Raw genomic sequence first — 24639 nt, 5'->3', positions numbered from 1 at the left:
GACGCGCTGCCGAAAGCGCTCAAGGTTGTAGCCGTCGCCAAGGAGGTTTCGCATCCGGACAGCTAGGGCTCGTCCGCGCGGAACCGGCCAATCCAGGGGCTGTTGAAACAAGAAAAGGAGGAAACGCGCTATGGCTACGATCGAGATGTCGTCGGCTCTGAGCCACCCGCTGATCGAGAGCGATCACATCGAAGGCACCGCGGTCTTCGACCTGAACGGAAGGCGGATCGGATCGATCAAGCGCCTCGTGATCGAGAAGACCAGCGGTCACGTCGCCTATGCGGTCACCACCTTCGGGGGCTTCCTGGGCGTCGGTTCGGAGACGCATACGATTCCGTGGGAGCAGCTGCATTACGACACGACGCTCCACGGCTACCACACGACCATCACGCAGGAGCACCTGCGCCAGGCGCCCGAATTCTCGCGCAGCGACAACGCTCGCCTGTCCGGGCACGAGAGGCAGCAACTCCGCGACTTCTACACGGAGCCCATGCCGTGAGGGCGGCTGCGCGCCCGGTCCTGGTCTGACGCGCGCCTCCCGCCGGACGGTCTCCGTCAGGAGGCTGGAGCGGCGGAGACCCGCGGCGACGCGCCCTCGCGTGATCCGGCGAGCAGGAGCGCGCGCATCAGGCCGATCGTGGCCTGCGCGGAGGCCGGCTCGAGGAAGGGCTCCTCGCGCGCGTCGAGTTGCGGAAACAGCTTCTGGATCGTCCGGTCGGCGCGAATGCCCGCCATCGACCATTCGCCGAAGACCCGCTCCTCGGCCTGGACGAATTCCAGGAGCTCGACGCGCCGGTGACGCAGGTCGCAGCAGATGCGCTCGAACGTCGTCTCGATGGCCGGGAGCGGGCCTTCGAGCGCCTGGATGAAGACGCCGCGCGTGTGAAGCAGGGCGCCGGTCAGGTCGTCCGACGCGTTCCGGATCTCGGAAGCGTGCACGATCTCCGCGATCTGCTGCCGGATGCCGGCCTCGGTCCCGACGAGGTGGACGTCGCTGCGGTAGAGGAGGCGATAGAGGGGCATGCGACGCATCCTTCAGGCGGTGGCGCGGCGGGGGACGGAGGCGGCGAACAGGTCCGCGATCGCGTCGGCCGGGACCGGCCGGCTGATCAGGTAGCCCTGGAGCTGATCGCAGCCTTGCCCGGCGATGAAGTTCGACTGCACATCGGTCTCGACCCCCTCGGCCGTGGTCTTCATGCCGAGGCTCGCGCCCAGCATCGCGATGGCGCGCACGATCGCAGCGCTGTCCTTGTCGTGCGGCGTGCGCCGGACGAAGGATTGGTCGATCTTGATCTTGTCGAAGGGAAAGCGGCTGAGATAGCTGAGCGACGAGTAGCCGGTGCCAAAATCGTCCATCGAGATGCGGATCCCGAGCGCCCGCAGCTCCCGCAGGATCGACAGCGTGCGCTGCTCGTCCTGCAGGAGGGAGCCCTCGGTGATCTCCAGTTCCAGCCGGGCGGCCGGAAAGCCCGTCTCGGCCAGGATGTTGCGGATCGTGGCGGCGAGCCGCGCGTCGCGGAACTGGACGGGCGAGAGGTTGACGGCCACCGTCAGGTGTTCCGGCCAGGCCAGCGCCTCGGTGCAGGCGGTGCGCAGCACCCATTCGCCGAGGATGCCGATCAGCCCCGTCTCCTCCGCCAGCGGGATGAAATCGGCGGGAGACACCAGGCCACGCTCGGGATGGCGCCAGCGGATCAGGGCCTCGGCACCGTCATAGGTGCCGGTCCGGGCATCGACCTGCGGCTGGTAGTACAGCGCGAATTCCTGCCGGGCGATGGCGCGCCTGAGGTCGAGTTCGAGCGAGCGGCGGGCCTGGATGCGCGCGTTCATGCTGGCCTCGAACATCCGGTAGCGGCCGCGACCGTCCTCCTTGGCGCCGTAGAGCGCGAGGTCGGCATTGCCCATCAGCAGGTTCGGGGTGCAACCGTCGCTCGGCGCCAGCGCGATGCCGATGCTCGTGCCGACATTCAGGATGTGCCCGTCGATGAGGAACGGGCGCGCCAGGATGTCGTTCACCCGCTCGGCCAAGGCCTGAAGGCCCGGCAGGTCGGTTCCGCCGCCCTTGATGACGGCGAACTCGTCGCCGCCGAGCCGCGCCACGAGGTCGTCCTCGCTGAGGGCGCGCTGCAGGCGATGGGCGACGCGCCGGAGCAGCGCGTCGCCCATGGCGTGCCCGAGCGTGTCGTTGACGAGCTTGAACCGGTCGAGGTCGAGGAGCAGCAACGCGAAGGTCCCGTCCTCGCCGCGGCGGGAGGACAGGCGCGCGGCCAGCGTCTGGTTGAACTGGTGCCGGTTGGCCAACCCGGTCAGCGCGTCGTGATGGGCGAGACGGTGCATCTCGGCCTCGGCGCGCAGCCGCTCGCGCTGATCCCGGACGGCCACGACGATGTGCGGCTTGGCCTTGATCGTGGTCCTCCGGGCGATGACGCGCACCGGGATCCCGGTCCTGGCGCCATCCTGCAGCACGGCATCGGCCTCCTGCTCGGTCGGGATCTCGGCCGTCGACAGGCCGGGGAGGATGCTCTGCAGCGGCGCGCCGATCAGAGCCTCGCGCGGCAGGCCGATGACGCGCTCGAGGCTGTGATTGATCCCCGTCACGATGTCGCCGTCGCAGATCATCAGACCTTCGACCGCGATGTCGGCGAGATTGCGAAGGCGCTGGTTCTCGGCCTCGTTCCGCCGCCGGCTCGCGTGCCACAGCCGCAACGCCGCCAGCGACGAGCCGACGATCAGGAACGCGGCGTTCGCGGTCAGGATCGACAGGATCGTGGCATCGAGACTGCCGCCGGGGATCTCGACCTGCGGGTCGAACGCGATGGTCACGGCGCTCATGCCGAGGAAGTGCATGCCGCAGACCGCACCGAGCAGCGAGAGCGGTGCGAGGCGGCGCAGGCGCCGGTCGGCGCTGAAGCCGAGCACCATCGACAGGCTGCCGAGCCCGACCCCGACCGCGACGGAGACCGCGACGGTCAGGCCGTCCCAGTTCAGCGTGCCCTGGACGTAATAGGCATTCATGCCGGTGTAATGCATGGCCGAGATTGCCAGCCCGATGACGCCGCCGCCGATCACGCGGCCCGCAAGACTCCGCCGGGCGAGGACGATTCCGGCTCCGAGGCCGACCAGCACGATCGCGACGAGCAGGGACGCGACCGTCTGGCCGATGGCGAAGCCGAAGGCCATGCTCGGCTCGTAGGCCAGCATCGCGATGAAGTGGGTGGCCCAGATCGCCGTGCTGGTGGCGCCGACGCCGGTGATGGCCCAGGCGAGCCGCTCCGTCACGGGCCCGTCGCGCAGCACCTGCCGGCCCATGGCGAAGGTCGAGTAGGTCCCGAGGGCGCAGATGATGGCGGCGACCGCGACGAGCCGCAGGTCGTGCTGGTGCGCCACGCAGGTGTAGAGCTGGATCATGGCGGGCGCCTGAAGGTGGAACGGTGACGGAACGTGCGGCCAAGCCGCCTCACGCGGGCGTGGATGGGATCGTCCGCGCCTAGCCGGGAGCGCGGGCGACGCGGTCGAGGCTGCGGCTGATGCTGGCGACGCCGCCCGCCGCGTTCTGCATGTTGCAGGAGATCTCGCGCGTCACCGCGCTCTGTTCCTCGATCGCACTCGCCACGCCGGTCACGTAGCTCTGCACCGTCGTGACGGTCGCGCTGATCGCCGCCAGAAGGCGCACGACGTCGCCCGAGACCCGCTGCATCTCGAGGATCTGATCCGAGATGCGCGCGGTCGCCACCGTGGTCTGGCTGGCCAGGGCCTTCACCTCGCCGGCCACGACGGCGAAGCCCTTGCCCGCCTCGCCGGCCCGCGCCGACTCGATCGTGGCGTTCAGCGCCAGCAGGTTGATCTGCTCAGCCACCTTCGTGATCGTCTGCACCACGCCGTCCATCGCCTGGGCGGCGTCTCGCAGCTGCGTCGTCGCGCGGTCGGCCTCCTGCGTGCGGTGATGGATGTCGTCCACCGCCACCTTGGAGTGAGCCATGTTGCCGCTGATCTCCACCACCGAGGCGCTCATTTCCTCGGCGGCCGAGGCCACGGCCTGCACGTTGTCGAGCGTCTGCCGGGTGGCCTCCGTCGCCTCCAGCCGCGCCTGCACGTTCAGGGTGATGTCGGAGGCGTATTTCACCACCTTGAACGGCCGACCGTTCATGTCGAGGATCGGGTTGTAGGTGGCCTGAAGCCAGATCTCGCGCCCGTTGCAGCCCCGCCGCTTGTACACGCCGGACTTGAACTCGCCTCGGCGCAGATCCGCCCAGAAGGCCTGGTACGCGCGGCTTTCCGCGTGCTCGGGCTCCACGAACATCCGGTGGTGCCGGCCCCGGATCTCTTCCAGGCGGTAGCCGACCGCCTCCTGAAAGTTCTCGTTGGCGTCCAGGATCGTGCCGTCGACGCTGAAGGCAATCACGGCCTGCGAGCGGCCGATGGCCTGGATCTGGCCGTCGACATCGGCATTGTGGAGCTTCTGCGCGGTGATGTCGGTGGCGTATTTGACGATCTTGAAGGGCCGCCCGGCCGCGTCGAAGACCGGGTTGTAGCTCGCCCGCAGCCAAAGCTCGCGGCCGCCCTGGGCGCGGCGCTTGTACTCGCCGGACTGGAACTCGCCCCGGTTCAGCCTCTGCCAGAAATCGGCGTATTCCCAGCTCGCCGCGTGGGCATCGTCGACGAACAGGCGATGATGCTGGCCCCGGATCGCTTCGAGCGGATAGCCCGCAGCGGCGAGAAAGTTCGCGTTGGCGTCCAGGATGGTGCCGTCGAGCGCGAAGTGGATGACCGCCTGCGCCTTGTTGATGGCCGCGATCTGGCCCTCGTAATCGGCGTTGCGCTGCTTCTGGGCCGTGATGTCGGTGGCGAATTTCACGATCTTCACGACCTGGCCGCCGGCATCGAGCACGGGATTGTAGGTGGCCTGGATCCAGACCTCGCGCCCCCCCTGGGCGAGGCGGCGGTACTCGGCCGCCTGGAACCGGCCGGCGCGCAGGGCCTGCCAGAACGCCAGGTATGCCGGGCTGTCGGCCTCGGCGGGGTCGACGAAGACGCGGTGGTGCTGCCCCACAATCGGCCCGCGCACGTAGCCCATCGCGGCCAGGAAGTTGTCGTTGGCGTCGAGGATCGTGCCATCCGGCGCAAACTCGATCGTGGCGAGCGATTTGCTCAGCGCGTCGAGCTTGGCTTTCAGGCCTGCGTAGTCCTTCTTGCCGAACATATCGGAGGCTTTCCTCGGGTGGGCTCTGCTTCGCGTCAGCCGCAGCCCGAGACCGGCCCGGCTGTCGTGATGCGATGTGCTGGGCTGCCGGACTGGCGACAGAAGGGGAGAAAGCGGAGTTGGAGGAGCGTGCCGCGCTCGCAATGGTGCGGTCCGGGCTGCTGTTAATCTTCCAGCTAATCCTTAATTACGCATGAAGAACGAGCACAACCACAAGATAAACCGTTTAACATAGATCACAAATACGCTGTTTTGCGTTCGCAACCTTTTCTCAGCTGCAAACCACAACTACTGCGTTTATTCAAAAACAGATAGCAACTTCAAGTTAGGAGTTAACGAGTCGCTACTTACCGCGACCGGCTCGAACCGGCTCGCGACGCCACCCCACGGGCGTCCGCGCCGTCGTGCGACTTCGCGCTGGAACGACAGGAAGTACTCGATCTGACCGTCGGCGTTCCGGAGCGGACGGCAATCGATCTCGACCACGTATTTGTGCGAAGCCGCCCGGTAATTCGTCAGGTAGCCGTGGAAGCGCTCGCCCGCGGCCAGGGCCTGCGCGAAGTTGTCCAGGACCGGGCGGCGGGTCTCGCGGCCCTGCATGAAGCGTGGGCTGTTCCCGAGGATCTCCGCCACGGGTTTGCCGACGAGCCGTTCGAACGCCGCGTTGGCGTAGAGGATCGTGGGCCCCGGCTTCTCCAGCTTGGCATCGGTGACCACGATGGCCACGGCCGAGTCGTGCGCGAAGGCGTGAATGACCTCGAGGAGCGTCATGACCGATCGGGTCAGAGGGCTGCGGGACCGACAGGGACCCAGCCATACCGGATCGCACCCGGCCCCACCACCTGCCGTTGAGGCAGGCCTCACCCTTGCTGCGCGCCTGCGGCCCCCGGATCGCAGCCGGGGTCGCGTTCTCTCACCCTCACCGCGCCCCGAACCGGGATCCGTTCGGATCGTCTGCCGAACCCCGGGGAGGCAAGCTCCCGGGGGCCAGGTTGCTCGGCCGTCAGGCGCCGAGGAGGTGAAGGCTGAACGACCCCTCCGGGTCGAGCCACATCCGCTCCGGGTGCCAGCCCGCGCTCCTGGCAAGGGCCCGGAAGGTCTCGGGCGCGTATTTGTGCGAGTTGTCGGTGTGGATGCTCTCGCCGGCCGCGAAGTGGATCGCGCGACCCCCGAGCCGGTAGGTCGCGGGCGCCAAGGCCACCAGATGGGCTTCGACCCGGAAGGGGTCCGGCAGCACGCGCGCCTCATGGCGGAAATTGCCGATCTCGAAATCCGCGTCGAAATCGCGATTGAGCCGCGCCAGGAGGTTGCGGTGGAGCGCCGGCATCAGGCCATCGGCGTCTCCATAGGCCCGCATCAGACGGGCCGGATCCTGGGTCGGGTCGGCCCCGACGAGGAAGCGGCTCGGCCCCAGCACCGCCCGGGCCCGTTCGAGGAACAATTCGGCGTCGGCGGGCAGGAAATTGCCGATGCTGGTGCCGGGAAAGAAGCCGAGCACCCGGCTGTCCGAGAGATCGACGGGCAGGCGCAGCGGCTTCGAGTAATCCGCGCAGACCGGGATCATCTCGACCTGCGGGTAGTCGGGTGCGAGGCGCCGGATCGCGGCCTCGAGATACTCGCCCGAGATGTCGATGGCGAGGAAGCGCGCGGGCCGATCGAGGGCGTCGAGCAGGGTGCGGATCTTGCGGCTCGCGCCGCTGCCGAACTCGACGACGGTGGCGCCGGGTCCGATCAGGGGCGCGATCTCGGCCGCCACGCCGGGCAGCAGCGCCATCTCGGTCCTGGTCGGATAATAGTCGGCGCTGCTGCAGATCCGATCGAAGAGGTCGGAGCCGGTCTCATCCCACAGCAGCTTGCCGGGGAGGCGCTTCTGCACCCCGGAAAGCCCATCCAGCGCCGCCTGCAGAAGCTCGGCCTCGTCCGGCGCCAGGCCGGTGACGAAATCGGTCATGGAGCGAACCTTCCTCCTGGTTCCGGGCGAGATCCTGCCCCTGTAGAGCGGGGGCGGCCTCAGGCCGGGCGCGTCGCCGTGAGCACGACGAGGGCGATGCGGTCGGCCTCGGCATAGGCGGGATCGTCCAGTTCTTCCCCGTAGGCGTCCGGATCGAACTCGCGGTAGTCGGTCGCGAGCCCCGCCCGGGCGCAGGCGGCGAGCGCCGCCTCGCGGAACCGGTCCGCGCCCCCGACGATGACGGAACCCGTGAACAGCACGAGGCTGCCGCCGGGCGCCAGACGCTCGGCCGCGGCCTCGACCACGGCCAGCGACAATCCCTCGCCGAGCGCGCCGCCGCCGTGGCGGTAGGTGCGCCCGCTCCGGTCGATCATGAAGGGCGGATTCGAGACGATCAGGTCGAAGCGGCCCTCGACCTCCCGCAGGAGGTTGCTGCGCCGGGGCACGATGCCGGAGACGCCGGCCGCGCGGGCATTGATCCGGCCGGCCCGAAGTGCTGCCGGATTGATGTCGACCAGAAGCACCTCCGCGCCGGGTGCGCGCTTGGCCACCACGATGCCGGCCGCCCCCGAGCCCGCCCCGATATCGACGGCGCGCTGCACCGGAGCCCTGCGCCCGGCCAGATGCGTTGTCACGGCCGAGACGAAGCGCGTCGTGTCCGGGCCGAAGAAGACCGCGTCGGTGGCGCTCGGCGGATAGGCCGAGTGCAGGAAGAGTTCCCCGTCGAGGCTGGACAGCCGGATGGTGGCGCGCAGGCCCTCGCCCGCGGGCTCGACGACGTTCGCCCGCCGCATCGCCGCAAGGATTTCGGCCGGCACGACCTCCTCCCGAAACGGCCGGCTCCAGCCGAGCACGTCGCGCAGGTCCCGGGCCCAGGCCGCGTCCGGGCGCGCGTTGACGCGGGCATGGCTCGCGGGCGTCACGGTGGTGAAGCTGTAGCCCGTCTCCCGCACGGCCCGAATGAGCGCGACGAGCGCCTCGTCCGTCTCGAGCCAGTCTTGCTGCATGTCGGTTCTCTCCTGGTTCGACATCCCGGGCCCGCAATCCCTCAGACCGCGAAGGCGCCGCCCCGCATGTCCGCGCTGATGCGGGCCCGGTCCTGGGCGTCGGGGCGGGGCCCCGCCGCGGGCCGGTGGCTGAAGGGGCAGGCCCAGTTCTCCTGGACGATGCGGCCGCTGTACTGGCAGGCCTCGGAGCGCTCGCCGTGTCGCGCCAGCATCGGGTTCGCCGAGCCCGCCCAGGCGATATCCCGCTCCAGGATCGCCTCGCGCAGGCCCTCGTAGCGGCCCTCGCTCCGCAGGCGCTCGAACTGGTCGTGCAGGTTGAAGACGAGGGCGGGCGCCTCGAAGCGGCGGGCGGGCCGGCTCGCCTGCGGGTGCAACCCGAGGAGGAAGAAGGCCTCGCCCCCGAAGCTCAGGGAGAAGTGCGGGCTCTCGGGGTCCGGGCTGACGCGGGAATCGTAGGCCTGCCCGAGCCTGCTATCCCGGTCGGACAGGGATTGCGCGCGGGTCCAGAGGTGGTCCTCGAAGGCGGCTTCCGAGAGGCGCGCGGGTCCCTCGAACAGGACGGCGAAGCTCTGGAAGAGGCTGGGCCTCGACCGATAGCGGTAGATGACGGCCAGCAGGGCGGCATAGATCCGCCCGTCCTCCGCGTCGCTCGCGATGTCGCGCGCGACCATCACCGTCAGGCGCCTGCGCGACAGGGCGGATTTCGCCCCGACGCAGGGAAAGGGCGGATTGCGGATGAAGGCGCGAAAGCGCTCGGCGAGGGGGTGCCCGGCATCATCCGTCGGAAAGTGCATGCAAATCCGTCACGTCTCGGGGTAGCCCTGGCATAGCTGTTCACACGGTGCGGCACGAACCGCCCCGGCGATCGCAAATTGCCGTAGCGTATGATCGCGCTGACTAGCGTCATCACATGGTCGACCCGCGCGTAACAACCAGATTTTATTTCGGATGTTCCCATACATCCTCGATCGAAGCTCGATTAACCTACGTTAACACCGTTCGATCGGCCGGAAAATTATCGCGGGTGAACTTCAATGCGAGTGAATACTGACGCTTCTGCCTGGCCTCGGATCAACCGCGGAGCGGCGGCGTTGTCGTGCGCGAGATCCGCCCTGCCGCGGACCGCCCGAACGAGACGGGATCCGGTGCGGTCGAGGAGGTCCGAGGGATGGACGCGCAGACCAGCCGACAGCTTCAGGGGGCGGAGCGGCGCGCGCGCGAACTCACCGTGCGCGGTCTCGTGCTCGGGGCCGCCATCACCGTCGTGTTCATGGCCGCCAACGTCTATATGGGCCTCAAGACCGGGATGACCTTCTCGTCCTCGATCCCCGCCGCGATGCTCTCGATGGGCCTGCTGCGGCTGTTCGGGAACACCTCGATCCTCGAGAACAACATCGTGCAGACGCAGGCCTCGGCGGCCGGCACGCTCTGCAACGTCATCCTGGTCCTGCCCGGCCTCGTGCTGATCGGCCATTGGCAGGGCTTCCCCTTCTGGCAGACGAGCGGGGTCTGCCTCGTCGGCGGGCTTCTCGGCGTCGCCTACTCGATCCCGCTGCGGCGCGCGCTGGTGGCGGGGGCGGGCCTGCCCTTTCCCGAGGGCGCCGCCGCCGCCGAGGTGCTGCGCGCCGGCGACGCCTCGGCGGGGGATGCCCATGACGGGCAGGGCCTGCGCACGCTCCTCGGCGCGGGCGCGGCGGCGGCCCTGATCGCGCTCGGCACAAGCGGCCTGCGCCTTCTCGGCGAGGGGCTGCACGCCACGCTGCAGGCGGGCCAGGCCGCCTTCCGCCTCGGAACCGGCTTCTCCCTCGCACTGGTGGGCGTCGGCTACCTCGTGGGGATCGGCGCCTGCCTCGCGCTCCTCACCGGCGTGCTCATCGCCTGGGGCGCGGCCGTGCCGCTCCTGACGGCCCTCGGCAGCGATGCGGGGACCGAACCGGGCGCGGCGGCCGAGGCGGTCTGGTCGGGGCAGGTGCGCCTGATCGGTGCGGGCATCATCGCGGTCGGCGGCATCTGGACCGTCGCGACCCTGGTGCAGCCGATCCTCGCGAGCATCCGCGAGGCTCTGAAGGCCGCGCGGGGCACCGATCCGTCCTTGCGCGACCTGCCGCGCCAGGAGCGGGACATCCCGATCACCTGGGTGGCGGGGGCCGCCGCCTTCCTCACCTTGCCGCTGGCGGGTTTGTTCGGCTGGTTCTCGGCCGGAGCCGAGCTCGGCCGCCTCTATCCCGTCCTGATCCTCTGCGCGACCCTGTTCGCGGTCCTGTTCGGCTTCCTGATGGCGGCGGCCTGCGGCTACCTCGCGGGCCTCCTCGGATCGTCCTCGAGCCCGATCTCGGGGATCGGCATTCTCACCACCATGCTGGTGGCCCTGCTGCTGCCTCTGCTCGTCGGGCGCGCGGCGGGTCCCGAGGGGGATCGCTTCGTCGTCGGCCTGGCGCTCCTCATCGCCTCCGTGATCGTCACCATGGCGTCGATCGCCAACGACAATCTGCAGGACCTGAAGACCGGCCAGCTCGTCGACGCGACGCCCTGGCGCCAGGAGGCGGTGCTGGTCGCGGGCGTCGGCGTCGGGTCCCTGGTGATCGCGCCGCTTCTGACGCTGCTCCACAACGCCTACGGCTTCGTCGGGGCCCTGCCGCGGGAGGGCATGGAGGCGGGCGCGGCCCTGCCTGCCCCACAGGCCGCCCTGATGACGCAGATCGCCCAGGGCATCGTTCACGGCGCGCTGCCCTGGGGCATGGTCCTGACCGGAATGGGGCTCGGCGTCGTGCTGGTGGCCATCGAGGCCTGGCTACGCCGCCGGGATCGCGTCTTCCCGGCCCTCACGGTCGGGATCGGCATCTACCTGCCCCTGGAGGTCGTGGTCACGATCGCGATCGGGGGCATCCTCGGCTGGGCGAGCGAGCGCGCGGTCCGAGCCCGGTTCGCGGGGCGCGACCGGAGCGCGGCGGATGCGGCCCATGAGGGCGTGCGCCGCCGCGGGGTGCTGCTGTCCTCCGGCTTCCTCGTCGGAGAGAGCTTCGTCGGCGTGCTCCTGGCGGGCGCGGACACGCTCACCGGCCGCAGCGCGTCGCTCGCGCTCGTCGGGCCGGATTTCGCGCATCTCGCGACCGGGCTCGGCTTGGCCGTCTTCGTGGCAGCCCTCGCGGTCTTCTACCGCCTCGTCTCCCGCATCCCCGCCTGAGCCCGTCCGGCTCCCGATCGATCGCCGCACGGCCGAGACGGCGGCGCGACGGGCCTCCGGATTGACCGAGCGTCTGCCGGAATACGGCCCAAGACCGAGGCGAATGACGGAAATACCCCGAGATTTCATTGCTCAATAGTCAACGCCCGGTTGCAATAGTAGTCTTGCGCAGTCTTGATCGGCCGTGGCCTGCCGCTTAAGCGAGAGGGTGATCCCGCAAGGCTCAGCCAAGGCGTCGTTCCCGTGCGCTCGCAACAGACCACCGATCCGCGCGCTTCCTCCGGCCCGCGACGATCCTGGCTCGCGCCGATCTGGCGGATCTACGTGCGCACCTTGCGCGTCACCTCGGCAACGATGGTCGGCGCCGCCCTCCTGATCCTCGGCGTCCTGTTCGTGAATTACGGGGTCCTGTCGACGCCGCAGGCGCGGGCTTACCGCAATCTCGACCCCTCGATCCCCGAATGCCAGGACGGGCTCGCCCAGGGCTGGACCATCCTGGCCGAGACCGGACGCCGGCGGCTTGCCGGGGCCAGCACGGTCGATGACGGCGGCTGGATCGATGCGAGCAACGACGAGAGCGCGGCCATCGCGAGCGACCCGCGCTGGCGCACCCGCTTCCGCTGCGCCCTGCAGCGCCACATCGTGCCCTCCGAGCATCCGGACGGGAAGCCGCTCGATTACACGCTCGGCTTCCTGGAATTCCAGGAGGACGGCGAACCTTACGCCCTGGTGTCACGCAGCAGCGGCAGCGACGTCGCCAACACGAGCGCCATGCTCCGCCACGCCATGGAGAGCCAGATGCGCGCGAGCGGCGCGGTGGCGGCCGGGGTCAGGCCGGTGATCACCCAGCTCGACGCGCTCAGGCAGCACCTCGCGACCGGGACGAACTACGTGCTGGTCTTCGTGCATGGCTGGCGCCACGATGCCCGCGTCGGCGACGGCAACGTCGCCGATCTGCGCCTCTACGCCGCCCATGTCGCCCGCTTCCTGCAGCAGCGCTGCCCCACCAGCCCGAAGGCCTGCGAGACCAAGGTCACGGCGATCTATGTCGGCTGGCGCGGCGCGCGGGTCGACGAGCGCGGCCTGCGCAACCTGTTCGGCGACGCGGTCGGGGGCTTCTTCGGCGACGTCTCGGCGGCGGCCACCCTATTCGACCGGAAGCCCGTGAGCGAGGCCATCGCGCCCGCGGCGATCTCGGCCCTGCGCTCCATCGAATCCGTTCTGGCCGCGCCGCGCCCGGATGGCAGCGAGCGGGACAATCGCCTGATTGTGGCCGGGCACAGCCTCGGCGGCAACATGCTGGCCACCGGCCTCAAGGACGATGTGCTCAAGGCCGTGCGCCGTCACCGTTTCGGCGAGAGCCTGCCGCCGGTCCTCGGCAATCTCGTGGTCCTGATCAACCCGGCCTCCGAGGCGAGCAAGTGGACGGCGATCCAGCGCGCGGTCTGGGAGCGCATCGCGCTCCACCCCGACGAGCACATCTCGGCCGCCGAGGTGGCCCACGATGCCGGCACCTTCCCGCCCGATCAGCGGCCGGTGCTGGTGTCGGTCACGGCGGCGCTCGCCTTCCCGGCGGGCGGGCTGCGGCCAGGCGACTGCGCCTGGATCGGCCTCGAGATCGACGACGGCTTCCAGGCCGCGCGGCAGCGGATCCGGCAGCGCCTCGCGAGCACCGACACGATGTTCGATTCCGGCGTCGATTACGATTGGGCGACGCACGACCTGTTTCCGACCTTCAAGCTCGATTTCCGCCCCGCCTCCGGCTACCTCGACCGGGTCGCCGCCCGCTTCGAGGGCCGCCAGCCCCGCGGGATGAGCTGCGCGCCGCCCAAGCCCGCCGGCAGCCTCGACGCGCTCCTGACCTTGCCGCTGCGCGCCCTCTCGGTGGTCGCCGGGACCTTCCCGTTCCAGGTCAGCCTGCGGGAGGAATCGCACACGATCGGCAACCTCGATCCGCCCCGCCCGGCGGCCGGCGTCCTGGCGGACGCGCAGCCCTCGGCGGCGCCCTTCGGCACCACCCACGAATTGCTCGGCCTGCGCGATGCCCGCGCGGAGGGCCACCATCCCTACGCGACCCTCGCGGACGCGGCGATCGACTGCCCGCGAACGGATCGCTGGCTGAGCAGGGCCCGCGCGCGCAAGGCGGAGCAGTCCGGATTGTTCTGGGACAGCGAGGACCTCGCCCCGGCCGAATCCGCCGATCCGAGCCTCGGCAGGCCGGCGGCGCGCTTCCTGCACGGGCTCACCCTGACCGGCATCGCGCCGATCACGCTCGCCAACGATCCCTTCTGGAACATGCGCGCCTTCGACAACGCGCTCTCGCGCCACGACGGCTATCGCCTGTCGTCCTTCATCTGCGCCATGAACCAGCTCGTGATGGACAACATCACCGGGTTCGCGCCGCGCATGATCAACCGGATGGGTGCCCCCGATCACCCGCCGGCCGATCCAGGAGGGAATCGGAAGTCCCCGTGAAAAGCCCGGAGGCGTCCGGCCGTATCAGCCGTGCTTGGGCCGGAACGGCAGAACCTGGGCCTCGGGACGCAGGCTGATCACGAGCGCCCGGGCGAGCTCGCTCTGCTCGAAGGGTTTGTTCAGGCGCAGGTGACCCGTCGGGCCGTCCTCGGGTAGCTCGGAATACCCGCTCGCCAGGATCACCGGGAGCGCGGCGTGCTCGGCCTGTAGGGCCTCGATCAGCTGCAAACCGGTCATGCCGGGCATCATCTGATCGGTGATGACGAGATCGATGCTCTCCGAACGCCGCAGCACCCGCAGGGCCTGCTCGCCCGAGGAAGCCTCCAGCACCGCGTGGCCGAGGTCTTCCAGCATGGCGGCGGTGTTCATCAGCACCAGCGGATCGTCGTCGACGACCAGGACCCTCAGCGGCGGCAGCGGGGGGACCGACAGGTCCGTCTCGGGTGCCGCGTTCCGCAGGGCGCCGGCCTCGGCCTCCGGCAGCCACAGCTCGGCGATCGTGCCCTGGCCCTTGGTGCTCTTGAGGATCAGCCGGCCGCCCGACTGCTCGACAAAGCCGTGCACCATCGAGAGGCCGAGGCCCGTGCCTTTCCCCACGCCCTTGGTGGTGAAGAACGGCTCCGCCGCCCGGGCGAGGGTCTGTTCGTCCATGCCCTCGCCGGTATCGGTGACCGACAGGCAGATGTAGCTGCCGGGGGCGAGCCCGGGGACCGCCTCCGTGCCGAGCCGTGCTTCCCGGGCCGCGATCGTGATCGTGCCGCCCTCCGGCATGGCATCCCGGGCGTTGACGGTCAGGTTGAGGAGCGCCAGCTCCAGCTGATTCGCGTCGGTAAAGGCCAGGGGCAACTGCAACGGAAACTGCGTGCTGACCGGAATAGTCGAGCCGATCGAGCGCTGCAGCAGCTCGGCCATGCCGCGCACCAGTTCCGGCACGTCCACGGGACCGGTGGTCAGCTCCTGCCGGCGCGCGAAGGCGAGCATGCGCTTGGTCAGCGTCGCGCCGCGCTCGGCCGCATGGATGGAGTTCTCGATCAGCTGCAGCAGCTTGCGATCCTGAGGCAGTCGCTTGCGGGCAAGGTGCAGGTTGCCGAGCACCACGGCCAGCAGGTTGTTGAAATCATGCGCGACGCCCCCGGTGAGCTGCCCGATCGCTTCCAGCTTCTGAGACTGGATGAAGCGGGCACGGGTGTCCTCGATGACCTTCTGGGCCTCCCGCCGCTCCGTGATGTCGCGCGTGATCTTGGCGAAACCGACCAGCTCGTCGTGCTCGCCGCGGATCGGATCGATGATGACATGCGCCCAGAACTGCGTGCCGTCCTTGCGCACGCGCCAGCCCTCGGCCTCGAAGCGGCCTTCCTTGGCCGCCGTTCTGAGAGCCCGCGCGGGCAGGCCTGTCGCCTGGTCCTCCGGCGTGTAGAACCGGGAGAAATGCTCACCGACGATCTCCGCGTCGGTGTAGCCCTTGAAGCGTTGCGCCCCCCGATTCCAGCTCGCGATCCGGCCCAGCGGGTCGAGCATGTAGATCGCGTAATCCTGCACACCCTGAACGAGCAGGCGGAAGCGCTGCTCGCTCTCATGGAGCGCCTCCTGCGTGGCCTTGCGCTCGCTCAGGTCGCGAGTGACCTTGGCGTAGCCGATGAGGCTGCCGTCCTCGCCGCGGATCGGATCGATCAGCACGTGGGCCCACATCAGCGAACCGTCCTTGCGGACGCGCCAGCCTTCCTGCTCGAAGCGGCCCTCGGTGGCGGCGATCTGGAGCGCGCGCCCGGGCAGATCCGTGGCGCGATCCTCCTCCGTGTAGAAGCGCGAGAAGTGCTGGCCGATGATCTCGTTGTCCTTATACCCCTTGAAGCGCTCGGCTCCGCGGTTCCAGCTCGCAACATTCCCCTGCGGATCGAGCATGAAAATTGCGTAATCGATGATCGAGTCAACCAACAGCCGGTAGCGATTGTCGTGCTGTGCCGCCATTTCAATGGTCTTGGTTGTCGTCATCACTCGATCTTGTTGGGTGCGAAGGTGCGATCGTTCGGCAGCCATGGGCGCCATTCTTTACCACGCCGACGCAGTGCTGTCGTCTTCTAGAGCCGCGCCCGATCGCGTTGCAACGGGCTGGAAAATCGGCAGCTCCGGTCCGGCTCGGCGCGACGGACCCCCTCTCCCGTGCGGGAGAGGGTTGGGGTGAGGGATGAGCGCCTTCAGGATGGAGCATGCGGTCGTATCGCCGATCATCGGCGCCGATCGGGCGCACCTCGTTCTGAAAGGTCTCGACCCTCACCCTGTCCCTCTCCCGCACGGGAGAGGGGATCCGCGTCCGCGTCAGCACGGGCGCGGCCGACGGTCCCGGCGCAACGCGATCGGGAACAGCTCTAAGAAATGCTGGGCCGGTTTGCGCAGCGCCTGAACCGGGAGCGCGAAGAATGCGCGCCCGCCCGGCCGCACGGCATTTTGGCGCCCTCTGACGCACGCGCAGGCGCGTCGGGGGCCGCTGCCTCGATCCGCCAGAAGGGCCGACCCGGGCGGACTTCGTCAGGACGCCGAGGCTGCCTTGAAAACCGCCGATTGCGCCGCGAAGGCCTGCCGGAAAGCGGGCCGCGCCTCGCCACGGGCGACATAGGCGAGAAGGTTCGGATTCTCCTCCAGGAGGCCCGATCCGTTCAACCTCCGCAGGACCGTCACCAGCAGGAGGTCGCCGGCGCTGAAGCCGCGCTCGAGCCAGTCGCGTTCGGCGAGGTGGCGGGAGAGCTCGCCCAGCCGGGCCCGGACACGATCTTCCAGAAGGGGCAGGCGCTCTGCGTGCCAGGGCTTGTCGCCCTCCACCAGGATCGCCATGCCGCGCTCGACGATCGGCGGCTCCATCGTGCTCTGCGCCGAGAACATCCAGGCGATCGCGCGGGCCCGGGCGTTGAAATCGTCCGGCAAGAGGCCCGGATGGCGCTCGGCGAGATGCAGCACGATGGCGCCCGACTCGAACAGGGCGAGGTCGCCCTCCTCATAGGTCGGGATCTGCCCGAAGGGATGAAGGGCCCGGTGCGCGGGCTCCTTCATCGCCGCGAAGGCGAGCAGACGAACGCGGTAGGGCTGGCCCACTTCCGCGAGCGCCCATCGGACGGGCATGTCCCGCGCCAAGCCTCTGCCGCGATCCGGCGGCTGCGCGAAGGCGGTCAGGGTCGGAATCATGCCGCGGCTCCGGTTCAAGGGGTGCGCGATGCCTGCAAAGCCCTCGTTCTCCCCTAGGCGAGTTGGGCGAACAGCTCCGTCTCGACCGTATCCGCATCCGCCGCCCTGTAGACTTCCCACTGCAGCCCCGTGCGTGCGCGGCCCTCGCATCCGGCAAAGAGGCGCTCCCAGGCGGCCGCCAGGCCCGCATAGGAGCCTGTCAGCGTCAGGTGGGCCGCCTGACCGGCCGGCAGCGAGAGCAAGCTGACCTCCCCCGCCACCGCGATCGCCCGGGGGACGAACACGCCGGGGGCGTAGTCGACGCGCCCGTCATCGAGCCGACGCCAGACCGTCAGCGGCGGGCCGTCGGGCACGATGTCGGCGGCACGCAGCGCGTCGGCCAGCAGCGGCCGCGCCCGGCGTTGCGCGTCTCCCATCTCGGCGTAGCTGACGGACCGACGCACGACCGCCACGAGGCGCGCCGGCACCGGGATGATCCCGACCGGGCTCAGGACATCGCTCGTCGCGGTCATGCGCCGGCTCCGGCGGCTTCTTGGCTCGACCCGCCATCGATCATCCAGGGCACGCCGAAGCGGTCGACCAGCATGCCGAAACGCGCGCTCCAGAAGGTCTGCTGCAGCGCCATCGTGACCTCGCCGCCCTCCGCGAGGGCCGCGAACACGCGCTCGGCCTCCGCCGCGGAGCCGGCGGCGACCTGGACACAGAAGCCGCCCATGGGCTTGCTCCGGCCAGGCGGAGCGTCGGAGCCCATCAGCTTGCGGTCACCGAGTTCGAGGCAGGCATGCATGATCTTGTCGTGCCACTCGGGCGGCACGTGGCTCGCGGCGGGTGTGCCGGCATGCGGGAGCATGAGGGTGATCTCGCCCCCCAGGATGCGCTGGTAGGCGCGGAACGCCTCCTCGCACTGGCCGGACAGGAACAGGTACTGGTTCAATTGCATGGGCGCTCTCCCCCTTCGGTCTGCAAGGCTTGCGCGAGCCGGTCGAACGTGCTGCCCCAGCCATGGGCGTGGCCGCGCGAACTGGCCTCGCTGGCGAGGCCCTCCTGAATCAGGGTCAGGCGGGTGCGCCCGCCGGCCAGGCGCTCGAACCGCACGGTCACGATCGTCTCGACGCCCGGTCCGTCCTCGTGGTTCGTCCCCTCCCACCGGAAGGTGAAGCGCAGCAGGTGCGGCGGATCGACGGCGAGGTAGCGCCCGGATTGCCAGAGCACGTCGCTGCCATCGCGCGCCGTCAGGCAGGCGCGCCAGGCGCCGCCGACCTGCAGGACGGCCTCGACCCGCGTGGCCGGCCATTCGACCGGGCCGAGCCAGCGCACCATCTCCTGCGGGTTGGCCCAGGCCTGCCAGACGCGTTCCGGCGCCGCCGCGAAGTCGCGCGCGATCACGAGCCTTGGGCGGTCTGACGCCACGGGCGCGCTCACGTCGGGCGGCGCCGTCATGGCGCGTCCGACCGGTCGGCGGTCTCGGCAAGATGCGTGGCGAGCCGGTCGAAGCTGCCCTCCCAATGCCGGCGGCAGGCATCGATCCAGGCCTGCAGGTCCGCGAACGCCTCGGGCTGGAGGCGCACGGGCCGGATTGCGGAGCGCTGCCCCCGCGCGATCAGCCCGGCCTGCTCCAGCACCTTGAGGTGCTTGGCGACCCCGGGGGTCGTCATCGCGAGGGGCTGGGCCAATGCGCTGAGCGTCGTCTCGCCGAGCGCGAGCCGCGCCAGGATGGCCCTTCGGGTCGGGTCGGCGAGGGCGGCGAACCGGGCGCTGAGGAGATCCTGCATCAACTAAACCAAACGTTGAATTTACCAATTAGTTTAGTTCTGCGCGTCAGTCCCGTCAAGCGCCCGACGAGCCTGTCTGGAACGCGACCGCTGTTCGGATATTCGAGGCGCCGCCCAGGCCGCGGGTCGTCGCCGCGACCCGGACCGGATTGGCCGAAGCGGCGGCGCCTGCCGGATCCGGGCGATGGCTCACGCTGCAAAGCCGCGGCGGACGCCACCAAGGTGGCATTGACGTCCCTGTCGGAAGCCCGTTCCTGGGCGGACCAAGGTTGCGCGGACGCGCGAGAGGGGAGAACGACCACCATGTCGGATCCGAAGAGCACGAACCTGAAGACCCTGCGCGAGATCTCGGGGCTCAGCCCGCAGCCCGCGGCGCTGGCCGGGTCGGCGCTCCTGCTGATCGACCTGCAGAACACCTACCGAGAGGGCATCATGCGCCTGGAAGGGGTCGAGCCGGCCCTCGCGGAGGCGGCGGCTTTGCTGGCGCGGGCGCGCGAGGCCGGCATCCCGGTGATCCATGTGCGCCACGATGCGGGGCCGGGCTCGCCCTACGACCTGACGGCGCCGATCGGCCAGATCAGCGACCCGGTGGCGCCGCGGGACGGCGAGGCGGTGATCACGAAAAGCTATCCCAGCGCCTTCGTGGGGACGGACCTGCAGGCCCGCCTGGAGACCGCCGGGATCGAGTCGCTGATCGTGGCCGGCTTCATGACGCATATGTGCGTGAACTCGACCGCGCGCAGCGCCTTCAGCCTCGGCTTCCGCCCGACCGTGGTGGCCTCCGCCACCGCGACGCGGGCCCTGCCGGCGCCGGACGGCTCCGTGGTCCCGGCCCAGGCGGTGCAGGCGGCGAGCCTCGCGGCGCTGGGCGATCTCTTCGCGGCGATCGCGCGCGACCAGGGCGAGATCCGCGCCTGAGGGTGCATGACCGCACCCATACCGGCGCCGCGGCGGAACGCGGCGGAGGTTGATGCGGTTCGGCTTCAGTCAAGGAGCCGAACCATGCGCATCACCAACGTCGCGGACCTTGTCGTCGAGACCCTGCAGCAGGTCGGCGTCGAGCGGATCTTCGGGGTTGTTGGCGACAGCCTCAACGCCATCACGGAGGCGATCCGGGCTCGCGGCAAGATCGAGTGGGTGCATGTGCGCCACGAGGAGGCCGGCGCCTTCGCGGCGGGCGCCGAGAGCCAGATCACCGGCAAGCTCGCGGTCTGCGCGGGCTCCTGCGGCCCGGGCCATGTCCACCTGATCAACGGTCTCTACGATTGCCACCGGACCCGCACGCCGGTCCTGGCGATCGCGGCCCACATCCCCTCGCCGGAGATCGGCTCGGGCTATTTCCAGGAGACCGACCCGAAGCACCTGTTCCGCGAGTGCAGCCATTATTGCGAGCTCGTCTCGGACCCCGCCCAGCTCCCCTACGTGCTGGAGAACGCGGTGCGGGCGGCCGTCGGCCAGCAGGGGGTCGCGGTGGTGATCATCCCGGGCGACGTCGCCGTGAAGGACGCGCCGGCCCGCGCCATCGCGCCCAATCCCGGGCTGCTGCCCCGCAAGCCCGTGATCCGTCCCTCCGAATCCGACCTTGACGCGCTCGCCGAACTCCTCAACGGCTCGAAGCGGATCACGCTGCTCTGCGGGCGTGGCTGCGCCGGGGCGCACGGGCCGCTGCTGCGCCTGGCCGAGACCCTGAAGAGCCCGATCGTGCACGCGCTCGGCGGCAAGGAATTCGTCGAGTACGACAATCCCTACGATGTCGGGATGACCGGGCTCATCGGCTTCTCCTCGGGCTACGCGGCGATGCATGGCTGCGAGACCCTGCTGATGCTCGGCACCGACTTTCCCTACAAGCAGTTCTATCCCGCCGACGCGAAGGTCGCGCAGGTCGATCTGCGCCCGGGCCAGCTCGGGCGGCGCTGCAAGCTCGATCTCGGCCTCGTCGGCGACGTGGCGGAGACGATCGAGGCCCTTCTGCCGAAGCTGCGCGCCAAGGACGATCGCAGCTACCTCGATGCGAGCCTCAAGCACTACACGAAGGCGCGCGAGGGCCTCGACGATCTGGCGACCGGCAAGCCCGGACGCAAGCCGATCCATCCCCAGTACCTCGCCAAGGTGGTGAGCGAGGCGGCCGCCGAGGACGCGATCCTGACGGCCGATGTCGGGACCCCGACGATCTGGGCGGCGCGCTACCTGCGAATGAACGGAAAGCGGCGCCTCCTCGGCTCCTGGGTCCACGGCTCGATGGCCAACGCCATGGCGCAGGGGCTCGGCGCTCAGGCCGCCGACCGGACCCGGCAGGTGATCGCGCTCTCGGGCGACGGGGGCTTCGCCATGCTGATGGGCGACCTCCTGACCCTGCGTCAGGAGCGGCTGCCCCTGAAGATCGTGGTCTTCAACAACGGCACCCTCGGCTTCGTCGAGATGGAGATGAAGGCCGCGGGCTATCTCGAGACCGGCGTCAGCCTCGAGAACCCGGATTTCGCCGCGCTCGCCCGCGCGGCCGGGATCCACGGCATCCGGGTCGAGGATCCGGGCGAGCTCGAGGGCGCCGCCCGGGAGGTCTTCGCCCATGACGGGCCGGCCCTCCTCGACGTCGTGGTCAACCGCCAGGAACTCTCGATCCCGCCCAAGATCGACGGCCAGCAGGTGAAGGGCTTCAGCCTCTACGTCCTGCGCGCCGTCATGAGCGGACGCGGTGACGCGGTCCTCGACCTCGCCAAGTCGAACCTCATCCGCTAGACCGGATGACGGATTTCGAAACGTTCCAGCCTGCCGGCGAGGTTCGCGCCGGCGGGCGAGCCCGGTTTCGCTCCGCGATCCCGCTCCGCCTCGCGGATGCGCCGGTCTTGGGGCAGCGAGAAGAAGAACACCCGTGATGCGCGTCGGTCTGTTCGTGCCGTGCTACGTCGATGCCTTCGAGCCGGAGGTGGGAATCGCCACGCTCGAACTGCTCGAGCGCTTCGGCCTCGACGTGACCTACCCGTTCGACCAGACCTGCTGCGGCCAGCCGATGACCAATACCGGCTGCCACGCGGAGGCTGCCGCGACGGAGGCGCTCTTCGTCAAGAACTTCACCGGCTTCGACTACGTCGTGGCCCCCTCGGGCAGCTGCGTGCATCAGGTGCGGGCGCATCTCACGGCGATCCCGCAGACGCCCGAGGTGATCGCCGTGCGCGAGCGGACCTTCGAGCTCGTGGAATTCCTGCACGACATCCTCAAGGTCGAGGAACTGCCCTGGGCGGCGTTCCCGCACAAGATCAGCTATCACTCGAATTGCAACGCGCTGCGGGGCATCGGCCACGCGAGGGCGAGCGAGATCAACGCGCCGTTCTACTCCAAGCCCCTCGATCTGCTCGCCAAGGTGAAGGGCATCGAGGTCGTGGAGATCGCGCGGCCCGACGAGTGCTGCGGCTTCGGCGGCACCTTCTCGGTGTTCGAGCCCGCAGTGTCGGCCAAGATGGGCTACGACAAGGTCAGCGACCATGCCCGGGCCGGGGCCGCCTACGTCGTCTCGGCCGATTCCTCCTGCATGATGCACCAGAAGGGCTGCGCCGAGCGCCTCGGAGTGCCGCTGAAATTCATCCACATCGCCCAGGTCCTCAACGGAGCCGCCGCATGAGCGCGCCAGACGATCTCCGCATCCGCGACGGTGCCGCCGATCGCGGCGGTCTGATCCATCCGGAGATCCGCCAGCCGGACGACGAGAGCGAGCGGGGCCCGGACGGGGGCCGCCTTCAGCACGCGGAAGCGACGAGCCAGCCCCTCAGCGCCGCCCCGAAGGCCGCCCAGGCCCGCGAGCCGCAGCCCCGCGGCGCCAAGGTGCGCGGCAACCGGCCGATCGACCAGGCGGAGGCGGCCGAGCGCTTCATCGCGGCGCCCCTCCACCTGAAGGCGCATGACGAGCGCCTGTGGGACCTCCGCAAGAAGCGGGACGCGGTGGCGCACACCATCCCCGAATGGGAGGCGCTGCGCGAGCTCGCCTCCCAGATCAAGGCGCACACGCTCACCAATCTCGACGTCTATCTCGAGCAGTTCGAGGCGCAGGCCAAGGCCAACGGCGTCCACGTGCACTGGGCCGCCGACGGCGCCGAGCACAACCGCATCGTGCACGCCATCCTCAAGGATCACGGCGCCAAGACCCTGATCAAGTCGAAGTCGATGCTCACCGAGGAATGCGGCTTCCGGCACTACATGGATGCGCACGGCATTGAGATCATCGAGACCGATCTCGGCGAGCGCATCCAGCAGCTGGACAAGGAGGAGCCGAGCCACGTCGTCTGTCCGGCGGTGCACAAGACCCGCCTCGACGTGGCCGAGGTCTTCGCCCGGACCCTCGGGACGGACCCGGAGAACGACGACATCCACTACCTCGCCGAGAGCCAGCGCGAGACGACGCGGCCCTATATCCTCACCGCGGATGCCGGCATGACGGGCTGCAACTTCGCCATCGCGGAGACCGGCACCGTCGTCACCTGCACCAACGAGGGCAATGCCGACCTCTCGGGCAACGTGCCCAAGCTGCAGATCCACTCCATCGGCATCGAGAAGCTGATCCCCCGGATCGAGCATCTCGGCGTGTTCATCCGCCTCCTGTCGCGCTCGGCGCTCGGCTCGCCGATCACCCAGTACACCTCGCATTTCCGCGCCCCCCGGGCGGGCACGGAGATGCACATGGTGCTGGTCGATAACGGGCGCTCCGCCCGGCTCGGCATGGAGGAGTTCTGGACCTCGCTGAAATGCATCCGCTGCGGTGCCTGCATGAACACCTGCCCGGTCTACCGGCGCTCGGGCGGCCTGTCCTACGGCGCCACCTATTCGGGGCCGATCGGGCTCATCATCGACCCGACCTTCAACAAGCGGAAATACTCGACGCTGCCGTTCTCCTCGACCATGAACGGCTCCTGCACCAATGTCTGCCCGGTCAAGATCAACATTCACGAGCAGATCTTCGCCTGGCGCAAGGTCCTGGCCGAGGAACACGAGATCCCGCTCGTCAAGAAGGGCATGATGAAGGCCGCCGGCCAGGTGCTGAGCCGCCCGGCCGCCTACCGGGCCGCGATCGGCGCCACCGACTCGGCCCTCAAGGTGCTGCCGCGCTTCGCCGTCTACAACCCGCTCAACACCTGGGGCCGGGGCCGCGAGATGCCCGAGACCCCGCGCCAGAGCTTCCACGCCTGGTACAAGCAGAACCGCATGCGCACGCGGGACGACAAGACAGGCGACAAGACGGGCGCCGACAAGTCGGACGCCGAGGCATGAGCGCCCGGGACGCGATCCTCGGGGCGATCCGGGAGAACCGCCCGGCCGGCACCTACGCGCTGCCGCCGCTCCCGGACTTCGCGCCGCTCGTCGGCGAAGACCTGATCGCCGCCTTCGGGGAGCGCCTGGAGCGCATGGGCGGGCGCCTCGCCGAGACCTCTGCGGGCGGGAACCCGCTCGGCGCGGTGCGCGAGCGCCTCGCGGGGGCGCGGGTGGTCGCCTCGGCGGTCCCGGAGATCCAGGGCAACCGCGACCTCGCGCGGGTGGCGGATCCGGCCGACCTCGCGGATGTCGACGTGGCGGTGGTCCGCGCCGTCTTCGGCGTCGCCGAGACCGGCTCGGTGCTGTTCACGCAGGACGAGTTGCGGGTGAACGCGGTGGCGTATTTGGCGCAGCACCTGATCGTCCTCCTCGATCCGGCCGACCTCGTGGTCAACATCCAGGCGGCCTATCGTCGGCCCGAATTCGGCCGCGCGGCCTACGCGGTGCTCCACACCGGCCCCTCCGCCACCGCCGACATCGAGGGCGTGCTGATTCACGGCGCCCAGGGCGTCCGCTCCCTGACCGTGGTGCTGCTGCCGCGGGCCTGACCCGGCGCCGGACACCGCTCCGGCGCG

At 69.7% G+C, this 24639-nt stretch carries 21 protein-coding genes; 8 read left to right on the top strand and 13 right to left on the bottom strand.

Features of this window, described 5'->3' with window-relative positions:
* Positions 1-130 precede the first annotated feature (130 nt).
* Complete coding sequence (locus F6X53_RS13890; RefSeq protein WP_151000709.1) at positions 131-499, top strand: PRC-barrel domain-containing protein; 369 nt, start codon at positions 131-133, stop codon at positions 497-499.
* A 56-nt stretch (positions 500-555) separates the two neighbouring features.
* On the opposite strand, the gene F6X53_RS13885 is transcribed toward F6X53_RS13890, so the two are convergent.
* From F6X53_RS13885 to gntA, 7 genes are all read right to left on the bottom strand, one after another.
* A complete protein-coding gene (locus F6X53_RS13885; RefSeq protein WP_191970830.1) occupies positions 556-1023 on the bottom strand; it encodes a BLUF domain-containing protein in 468 nt (155 codons plus the stop codon).
* A gap of 12 nt (positions 1024-1035) precedes the next feature.
* Positions 1036-3408 (bottom strand): bifunctional diguanylate cyclase/phosphodiesterase, encoded by a 2373-nt coding sequence (locus F6X53_RS13880; protein WP_151000705.1) that lies wholly within the window; start codon positions 3406-3408, stop codon positions 1036-1038.
* Between the two features lie 79 nt (positions 3409-3487).
* On the bottom strand, positions 3488-5200 hold the full coding sequence (locus F6X53_RS33680; RefSeq protein ID WP_151000703.1) for a methyl-accepting chemotaxis protein: 1713 nt from the start codon (positions 5198-5200) through the stop codon (positions 3488-3490).
* A 297-nt stretch (positions 5201-5497) separates the two neighbouring features.
* Complete coding sequence (locus tag F6X53_RS13870) at positions 5498-5971, bottom strand: PAS domain-containing protein (protein WP_151000701.1); 474 nt, start codon at positions 5969-5971, stop codon at positions 5498-5500.
* Between the two features lie 232 nt (positions 5972-6203).
* Entirely contained in the window at positions 6204-7151 is a 948-nt protein-coding gene (gene egtD, locus F6X53_RS13865) for an L-histidine N(alpha)-methyltransferase (RefSeq protein WP_151000698.1), read from the bottom strand.
* A gap of 59 nt (positions 7152-7210) precedes the next feature.
* Positions 7211-8158, bottom strand: coding sequence for a methyltransferase (locus F6X53_RS13860; protein ID WP_151000696.1), 948 nt, complete (start codon positions 8156-8158; stop codon positions 7211-7213).
* Positions 8159-8199: 41 nt separating this feature from the next.
* The gene (gene gntA / locus F6X53_RS13855; protein ID WP_151000695.1) at positions 8200-8952 is read right to left on the bottom strand and encodes a guanitoxin biosynthesis heme-dependent pre-guanitoxin N-hydroxylase GntA; all 753 of its coding nucleotides are present in this window, start codon (positions 8950-8952) and stop codon (positions 8200-8202) included.
* A 374-nt stretch (positions 8953-9326) separates the two neighbouring features.
* Between gntA and F6X53_RS13850 the strand changes: the two genes are divergently transcribed.
* The gene (locus tag F6X53_RS13850) at positions 9327-11342 is read left to right on the top strand and encodes an OPT family oligopeptide transporter (RefSeq protein WP_151000693.1); all 2016 of its coding nucleotides are present in this window, start codon (positions 9327-9329) and stop codon (positions 11340-11342) included.
* 243 nt (positions 11343-11585) lie between these two features.
* A complete protein-coding gene (locus tag F6X53_RS13845; protein ID WP_151000691.1) occupies positions 11586-13817 on the top strand; it encodes a hypothetical protein in 2232 nt (743 codons plus the stop codon).
* A 24-nt stretch (positions 13818-13841) separates the two neighbouring features.
* On the opposite strand, the gene F6X53_RS13840 is transcribed toward F6X53_RS13845, so the two are convergent.
* From F6X53_RS13840 to F6X53_RS13815, 6 genes are all read right to left on the bottom strand, one after another.
* Positions 13842-15809 carry a hybrid sensor histidine kinase/response regulator gene (locus F6X53_RS13840; RefSeq protein ID WP_191970828.1) on the bottom strand — a complete coding sequence of 656 codons (1968 nt, stop codon included), beginning with the start codon at positions 15807-15809 and terminating at the stop codon, positions 13842-13844.
* A 534-nt stretch (positions 15810-16343) separates the two neighbouring features.
* Positions 16344-16994, bottom strand: a complete 651-nt coding sequence (locus tag F6X53_RS13835; RefSeq protein WP_151000688.1) for a glutathione S-transferase family protein — start codon at positions 16992-16994, stop codon at positions 16344-16346.
* Positions 16995-17047: 53 nt separating this feature from the next.
* Positions 17048-17506, bottom strand: a complete 459-nt coding sequence (locus F6X53_RS13830; RefSeq protein WP_151000686.1) for a GyrI-like domain-containing protein — start codon at positions 17504-17506, stop codon at positions 17048-17050.
* Positions 17503-17934: a VOC family protein gene (locus tag F6X53_RS13825; RefSeq protein ID WP_151000684.1), complete on the bottom strand. Its 432-nt coding sequence runs from the start codon at positions 17932-17934 to the stop codon at positions 17503-17505. The genes F6X53_RS13830 and F6X53_RS13825 overlap by 4 nt, the downstream gene beginning before the upstream one ends.
* Positions 17925-18434 (bottom strand): SRPBCC family protein, encoded by a 510-nt coding sequence (locus tag F6X53_RS13820; protein WP_151000682.1) that lies wholly within the window; start codon positions 18432-18434, stop codon positions 17925-17927. Before F6X53_RS13820 ends, F6X53_RS13825 begins: the two co-directional genes overlap by 10 nt.
* The gene (locus F6X53_RS13815; protein WP_151000680.1) at positions 18431-18766 is read right to left on the bottom strand and encodes an ArsR/SmtB family transcription factor; all 336 of its coding nucleotides are present in this window, start codon (positions 18764-18766) and stop codon (positions 18431-18433) included. Before F6X53_RS13815 ends, F6X53_RS13820 begins: the two co-directional genes overlap by 4 nt.
* 303 nt (positions 18767-19069) lie before the next feature.
* On the opposite strand from F6X53_RS13815, the gene F6X53_RS13810 reads away from it, so the two are divergent.
* The 5 genes from F6X53_RS13810 to F6X53_RS13790 all read left to right on the top strand — a co-directional run bounded on the left by F6X53_RS13810 (position 19070) and on the right by F6X53_RS13790 (position 24612).
* The gene (locus F6X53_RS13810) at positions 19070-19684 is read left to right on the top strand and encodes a cysteine hydrolase family protein (protein ID WP_151000678.1); all 615 of its coding nucleotides are present in this window, start codon (positions 19070-19072) and stop codon (positions 19682-19684) included.
* A gap of 84 nt (positions 19685-19768) precedes the next feature.
* Complete coding sequence (poxB, locus tag F6X53_RS13805) at positions 19769-21502, top strand: ubiquinone-dependent pyruvate dehydrogenase (RefSeq protein ID WP_151000676.1); 1734 nt, start codon at positions 19769-19771, stop codon at positions 21500-21502.
* A gap of 136 nt (positions 21503-21638) precedes the next feature.
* Complete coding sequence (locus tag F6X53_RS13800) at positions 21639-22382, top strand: (Fe-S)-binding protein (protein WP_151000674.1); 744 nt, start codon at positions 21639-21641, stop codon at positions 22380-22382.
* Entirely contained in the window at positions 22379-24022 is a 1644-nt protein-coding gene (locus tag F6X53_RS13795) for a lactate utilization protein B (protein ID WP_151000672.1), read from the top strand. The genes F6X53_RS13800 and F6X53_RS13795 overlap by 4 nt, the downstream gene beginning before the upstream one ends.
* A complete protein-coding gene (locus tag F6X53_RS13790; RefSeq protein WP_151000670.1) occupies positions 24019-24612 on the top strand; it encodes a LutC/YkgG family protein in 594 nt (197 codons plus the stop codon). The genes F6X53_RS13795 and F6X53_RS13790 overlap by 4 nt, the downstream gene beginning before the upstream one ends.
* Positions 24613-24639: the final 27 nt, after the last annotated feature.

This window comes from Methylobacterium soli, assembly GCF_008806385.1.
GTDB classification, from domain to species: Bacteria; Pseudomonadota; Alphaproteobacteria; order Rhizobiales; family Beijerinckiaceae; genus Methylobacterium; species Methylobacterium soli.
This window is presented reverse-complemented; position numbering and strand designations above follow the sequence as displayed.